Genomic DNA, 6,267 nt, shown 5'->3' on the forward strand with positions numbered 1-6,267 from the left:
GTAGGAATACTCTGGAAGTATTCTGATGAAAGCATTGGCCAGTATGTGTTTTGCCTTGTTACTTACCGGCTGCGCGATCGGATCCAACTGCTCGTTGGGACAGCGTGAGCCCTGCAAGTTCATTCCGTTCATCGCGCCTCCGGGGACCACAGTCGTTCCTGCGACGGCACCCCGTTAGGTCCACGGGGCAGGCGTATCGTTGAGGATCCAGTCACGCGCGGGTACATTGCGCTGACGTCCATGCGGCATACGGAGCCTGACCATGCAGACCGACCCTGAATACTGGTTTCACGCCAAGCGCTATGGCTGGGGATGGGGGCTCCCGACTTGCTGGCAAGGCTGGGTAGCCTATGGCGCGTATTTCGCGATGCTAGCGCTGGCTGTCTTCTTCTTCCGTGTTGACCACCGTCCCGTTGTCTTCGTCTTCCTCGTGGTGATCCTGAGCCTGGCGCTGTTTGTCGTTTGCTGGATCAAGGGGGAGCCGCCACGCTGGCGTTGGGGAGACGACTGATCGGCCCGTCGCTGATCTACCTATCCACCGAGCTACCCCTTTTGGCAGACCATTTCACGATGGTCTGTTTTCATCTTGGCCGGTGTCCGCGCCCGCCAGTTATTGATAACTGAGCGTGAACGTTGCCAGCGCTCTGACAGCGCCGGGAATGACGGTTCCCGTTGAAACATAGCGCGCGGTCAAGGGCACAAGGGTGGTGGCGGCAGACGGCCCCACGTACCATTGCCCGGGGTTTCCTCGTACTGCGGAATCGGCGCCAAAGGTGATTGGCGTGCCGCCACTCGACAGTCGAAGCGCGATGCCCTGCGCCGCGGAATCAGGCGTCAGCGAGAGATTGTTCGTCCTGTTGCCGGGCCGGGTTGCGTCCGTCAACGTGATATAGACGCCGATACCGGTTGGACACGAAAAACTGATGTTGAAGTCGGCGCGCTCGGCGCTAACGTTGCCGACTGGTAGCAGGCTCGCAAGCCTGACCGGGGGTAACGCCGCCTCGACGTGCGGCGTCGTGACGGTGCAACTGTTGGCGACGATCCGTGTGCCGGGCGTGATCGTCACGGTACGGGTGACCGTATTGAAGCAACTGCCTGAGAACTGAACGGTCATGGAAGGCAGGCCGGTCAGGGTACCGGACTCCATGGGACCAGTCACGATGATTTCGGCAGAGAAGTACTCCGCGGCGGAGATGCTTGGACTCGCCGCAGAAAACGTTGCCGTCTGTGGTGCTGGCGTGAAAAGCCCCGCCCAGCCGTCGGTGAGTGCGAAGCGTATACCGAAGCCGGTCAGATTGGTCTGGTACACATTGGGCATTCCTGGCACTGGAACCCCACTGACACTTGCTGTTTTCGTTATTGAGCAGCGAACATCAGAAAGTCTAACGCCGGGATTCCGCCACTCGCGTGCCAGTTGCTTCCCGATCCTTTCGACTCGCGAAGAAGTCATTAACGACGTCCCAAATGACAGATTGAACGAGGTCGATTCGATAGATGGATAGATGACCTCACCCGCTGACGCCGGCTGGACTTGGCTCAAGACGATGCAGCCAACGAGGAGGGTGATCCGGATAAGTCCGCGCGTGGCCGGCTTCCATCCGGTTGATTGGAAAGGTCTGATGAGCGGTTCAAGCATGGGCAATCGTTTGTCGTCGATGGAAGCGCACCGGGATTGAGATTTCGTGCGGCAGTCCATCATCTATTGAAGGGAACGGTGACCGCCATCGTGGTGCATTCGATGCCATGCTCCAAAGCCAGTTTCGTCGAGTGTCGACTCTAAGGGGGGGCTGTTGGTGTGTGAATCGTAATAAATTGAATGTCTCTGTTCAGGCGAAACGCGGCGTCTCTTGACGCGACCCGCTTACCTTGTGGACATTTCCGATTGGATGATTCAGCGAACGGATATGATGTCGGCTTCACGCCGCAAACGAGGACCCATTTGGCCAGCTTCCGCCCAACCATGCCATCCGTCCGCGCGAACCTCTGCCGGTTGCCGCTGCTTGTCCTGATTGGTGCGATGCCGGCTCTGGCGGTGCCACCGGCGTCCGATCCGGCGCTGGCCGATACATCGGGCTGCACGGCGCTGATCAATATCGTGCAGGAGAGCTTGCGGGGTGAGCTGGAGGTCCCGTGCGCGGAGCCGAATCGCGAGGCATGCGAGGCCAAGAATGGGCAGATCCGCGCCATGCTGGAAATCGTCGAGCAGCGCCGGCAGCGCAAGGCTGACGAATGCGAGACACTGGCCCAGGTCAATCGGCTGCTGCGCACGCTGCCACCAAAGGGGTGAGCGCAGCCGGGCAGGGTGCTGTCGGAATCAGTGCGACATCTTCGAGAAAAGCTGGATTACCGCCACGCCGGCGATGATCAGCCCGATGCCTAGCCAGGCCGCCAGGTCGGGGACCTGCCGGTAGAGCACGGATGCAATGAGCGTCACGAGCACGATGCCGGCGCCGCACCAGATCGCGTAGGCCACACCGACTGGCACTGTTTTCATCACCTGCATCAGCAACCAGAACGCCGCCACGTATCCGGTCACCACCAGGACGCTGGGGACCAGGCGCGTGAAGTTCTCGGCGGCCTTGAGGCTGCTGGTGGCGATGACTTCGGCAACGATGGCCAGGGCGAGGAGCAGATATCCGTTCATGAATTGATCAAAAGAGACTGTTGCGGCACGCGGATTCGATATTATGCAATCCGCGCCCCCGATCACCCCCAAACGGGGCTGCAAACCATGGGACGAATTGCCGAGAATCCTGGCGTCATAGTGCTTTCAGGTGATCGATTACCCTCCCACACGGTGGTTGCCCTGCAAGGGATAGGGGAATTGAATGATGGTATGCGCTGAAAACGCACGGGGCGCCCGGGAATACACAAGAGGCGCCTCCAGAATGTCGCGGCGGTATCCAATCTGGCCTGACCATGCCGGCACCAAAACATACGCCGGCGGCTGGCGAGGTTGTAGTTGGGATCAAGGGGAGCATCATGAACAACGAGCTTGACGGGGTAACGGCCTGGCCGACCACGCGACTCGGCCATTTGCAGGGGGAGTCCGATCCCGGGCGCGATCCGGGAGAGGGCGTCTGGCAGAACACAATTGCCGCCGCCGATCACGCGCTGGAAGAAGCGTCCCGCATTCAGCGAGGCGTGCAGCAAAATCTGAAACTGATGCAGGAGGTGCGGACGCTGCGCGACGAATTGCGCCGCGCCCATGCCGAGATCGATCGCTATCGAGGGATGCACGCGCGCGTGGTGGTCAGCATGCGGCAGCTCGAGGATGAGCACAGCGTCGAGATGTCGCGCCTGCAAACCGACAACGAACTGCTGCTGGTGCGCCATCGCGTCTACAAGCTGCTGGCGGAGCACTACGCCACCGCCGCATTGCGGTTCGATCCCGCTGTGTTCGCCGAGCACCGTGACCGGGTGCTCGAGCACGTGCTGTTCCAGCGCCGCAAGGGCATGTTGCTCACGCAGATCGGCGTGGCGGACATCGCCTTCCTGCTGCTGTAGCAGATCGGGTCGTTGAGCCCGGGTGTTGCCCGGCGACGATCAGGCGACCTTCAGGCGACCTTCAGGCGACCATCAAGCGGACTTTGGCTCGCGCGGCTTGAGCACCAGCAGCGCGAGCATGCCGCCCACCACGCCCCAGAACGCCGAGCCGACGCCTGCCAGCGTCATGCCTGACGCCGTGATCATGAACGTCAGCAGGGCCGATTCCCGTTCGGCCGGCGTCTGCATGGCCACCGTCAGGCCGTTGGCGATCGAGCCAAGCAGCGCAAAGGCGGCGACTGCCACCACCAGCGCCTTCGGGAAGGCCGCGAACAATGCGGCGATGCTGGCCGCCATGATGCCCATGACCAGGTAGCCGATACCGCAGACCACGGCGGCCATGTAGCGGCGGCGCGGATCGGCGTCAGCCTGCGGGCCGGTGCAGATCGCGGCCGTGATGGCCGCCAGGTTGATGCCGTGCGATCCGAACGGCGCCAGGATGGCCGATGCCAGGCCGGTGACCGCAATCAGCGGACTGGCCGGCACGTGGTAGCCATCGGCACGCAGCACGGCCAGCCCCGGGATGTTCTGGGACGCCAGCGCCACGATGAACAGCGGCACGGCAATGCTGACGAACGCAGATACCGAGAACGCCGGCGTGGTCCAGACCGGCATGGTCACGGCGAAGTGAAACTGCTCGAAGTGCAGCTGGCCGAGTACGCCGGCCAGCGCCACGCCGATCACCAGCACACCGGGCACCGCATACCGCGGCCACCAGCGCCGCCCGAGCAGGTAGACGGCGAACATCACCAGCAATAGCAGCGTCTGGTGCTGGGCCTGGACGAATACGTCGACGCTGATGCGGAACAGGATGCCGGCCAACAAGGCCGAAGCGATGCTGGCCGGTAGTGCCTTCATGAGCTTGTCGAACCAGCCGGTCAGGCCGGCCGCCGTCATTAGCAGGGCCGCCATCAGGAACGCGCCAATCGCTTCCGGGTAGGGCACCCCGGGCAGAGATGCGATCAGCAGCGCCGCCCCGGGCGTGGACCATGCGATCACGATCGGCACCCGCATCAGCAGCGATAGTCCGAGCGTAGTGACACCCATGCCGACCGATAGCGCCCAGATCCAGGACGATATCTGGGCATCGGTCAGGTGCGCGGCTTGCCCGGCCTGAATCATCAGGACCAGCGAACTGGTGTAGCCGGTCAGCATGGCGATCAGCCCGGCCACCGTGGTGGAAACGGACAGGTCGGACAGCTTGAGGGGGGCGGCGGTCATGGTGGATCGTGCGGTGCGGGCCCGAGGGCAACGGGCGGTATCTTCGCACGGGATGACCGGAGTGGTGTTCTGTTTTCTCCCCCTCTCCCGCAAGTGGGGAGCGGGGGAGAAAGGGGTGAAAGGGGAGAAAGACCGGCGGTCGGCGTCAGCGCCTCAATCCGCCACCTTGTCGCTCGGGAACTTGAACGAGTCCCGCAGCAGGTAGCTCATCGGAATATCCAGCGTGATCCCATGGGGCGGGATCGGCTGCTGGAACCACTTGCGGTAGAGCTTCTGGGTTTCCTGGTCATAGATCGCGTTGACCAGGGCCTTGTCGACGATCTTCTTGAACTCGGCGTCCTGCTTCGACAGCATGATCGCGTAGGGTTCGATCGTCAGCAGGTCGCCGGTCACCGCCAGCGACGCAGGGTTCTTCGCGTTTGCGCGCAGACCGAACAGCAGCACGTCGTCCATCACGAACGCATCGGCGCGGCCCGATTCCACCATCGCGAACGCCTCGGCATGGTCCTTGGCCTCCAGGACCTTCCAGCCCATCGCGCCGGACTCGTCCATCTTGCGGATCATGGCCAGCGGCGTGGTGCCGGTGGTGGAGACGACGGTCTTGCCGCGCAGGTCGCTCCAGCGGCGGATGCCGGAATCCGACTTGACGAGCATGCGGCTGCCGGCGATGTAGTGCGGGATCGTGAAGGCGACCTGTTCGCGACGCTCGCGATTGTTGGTGGTCGACCCGCATTCCAGATCGGCCTTGCCATCGACGATGGCCGGGATGCGCGTGGCCGGCGTCACGGGCACCCACTCCACGCGCAACTGCGGCATTTTCAGTTGGGCGCGCACGGCGTCAGCCGCTTTCAGGCACAGATCGACGGCGTACCCGACTGGCTTGCCGTCGGCCATGAACGAGAACGGCACGGAGCTTTCGCGGTGCGCGATGCGGATCACGCCGGTCTGCTGGATGCGCTGGATAACCGGACTGGATGCCGCCTGCGCGGCCGGGATGGCGGCCGGCGTCAGCAATGCGGCGAGGGAAAGGAAGACAGACGCGACGCCCCCGAACGAGGCGCGGCGTGGCAGGCCCGAATTGGTCATGATGACACCCGTCGAAAAATAGTCAGAAATAACCGTGGCGGCGCTGGCCACCGAGGCCATCCGCCGATCACCAATTGGCCGGATCGGTCCGGCTCTGTCGTGCTTCGTGGTGCTGCTTCTTGTTGTGCGATCGGATGTTTCCGATGGCGCTGATTGTTCCACGGGGGGCGGCGGTGACACAACTGCAAACGCCGGCAGACGTGCGCTACGCAATGGCGGCGTCCCCGTAACGCAACGCTTCGACCCAACCCGCGTTGACGGGGGCTTTCCCTTACGGAGTTATCCGACTTCTTGTGACTCAGGCGAATGGCTATTCTTCAGCCGTGCCTTGCGAGCAGGGCACCGAGGAGAGACTCTTGGGCCCGTGAAGGAACGGGCCCTTCTTTTTTTGGTTCAACGAGGAATTCCGGGGAA

7 protein-coding genes are annotated in these 6,267 nt (G+C 62.7%); 3 read left to right on the forward strand and 4 right to left on the reverse strand.

Going from position 1 to position 6,267, the window contains the following annotated elements:
* Positions 1–262 precede the first annotated feature (262 nt).
* On the forward strand, positions 263–511 hold the full coding sequence (locus B2246_RS26365; protein WP_008649945.1) for a hypothetical protein: 249 nt from the start codon (positions 263–265) through the stop codon (positions 509–511).
* Between the two features lie 99 nt (positions 512–610).
* Here the strand turns inward: B2246_RS26365 and B2246_RS26370 are convergent, their stop codons facing one another.
* A complete protein-coding gene (locus B2246_RS26370) occupies positions 611–1,309 on the reverse strand; it encodes a fimbrial protein (protein WP_286881484.1) in 699 nt (232 codons plus the stop codon).
* Positions 1,310–1,960: 651 nt separating this feature from the next.
* On the opposite strand from B2246_RS26370, the gene B2246_RS26375 reads away from it, so the two are divergent.
* On the forward strand, positions 1,961–2,287 hold the full coding sequence (locus tag B2246_RS26375) for a hypothetical protein (protein ID WP_152415054.1): 327 nt from the start codon (positions 1,961–1,963) through the stop codon (positions 2,285–2,287).
* A gap of 27 nt (positions 2,288–2,314) precedes the next feature.
* Here the strand turns inward: B2246_RS26375 and B2246_RS26380 are convergent, their stop codons facing one another.
* Positions 2,315–2,644: a DMT family transporter gene (locus tag B2246_RS26380; RefSeq protein WP_011517120.1), complete on the reverse strand. Its 330-nt coding sequence runs from the start codon at positions 2,642–2,644 to the stop codon at positions 2,315–2,317.
* Positions 2,645–2,982: 338 nt separating this feature from the next.
* On the opposite strand from B2246_RS26380, the gene B2246_RS26385 reads away from it, so the two are divergent.
* Positions 2,983–3,507: a hypothetical protein gene (locus tag B2246_RS26385; protein ID WP_008649949.1), complete on the forward strand. Its 525-nt coding sequence runs from the start codon at positions 2,983–2,985 to the stop codon at positions 3,505–3,507.
* Positions 3,508–3,579: 72 nt separating this feature from the next.
* Here B2246_RS26385 and B2246_RS26390 read toward each other — a convergent pair whose 3' ends face one another.
* Positions 3,580–4,767: a benzoate/H(+) symporter BenE family transporter gene (locus tag B2246_RS26390; RefSeq protein ID WP_035884832.1), complete on the reverse strand. Its 1,188-nt coding sequence runs from the start codon at positions 4,765–4,767 to the stop codon at positions 3,580–3,582.
* Positions 4,768–4,920: 153 nt separating this feature from the next.
* A complete protein-coding gene (locus tag B2246_RS26395; protein WP_024569935.1) occupies positions 4,921–5,853 on the reverse strand; it encodes an amino acid ABC transporter substrate-binding protein in 933 nt (310 codons plus the stop codon).
* Positions 5,854–6,267: the final 414 nt, after the last annotated feature.

It is taken from the genome of Cupriavidus sp. UBA2010, assembly GCF_002335265.1.
In the GTDB taxonomy this organism is placed as follows: Bacteria; Pseudomonadota; Gammaproteobacteria; order Burkholderiales; family Burkholderiaceae; genus Cupriavidus; species Cupriavidus metallidurans.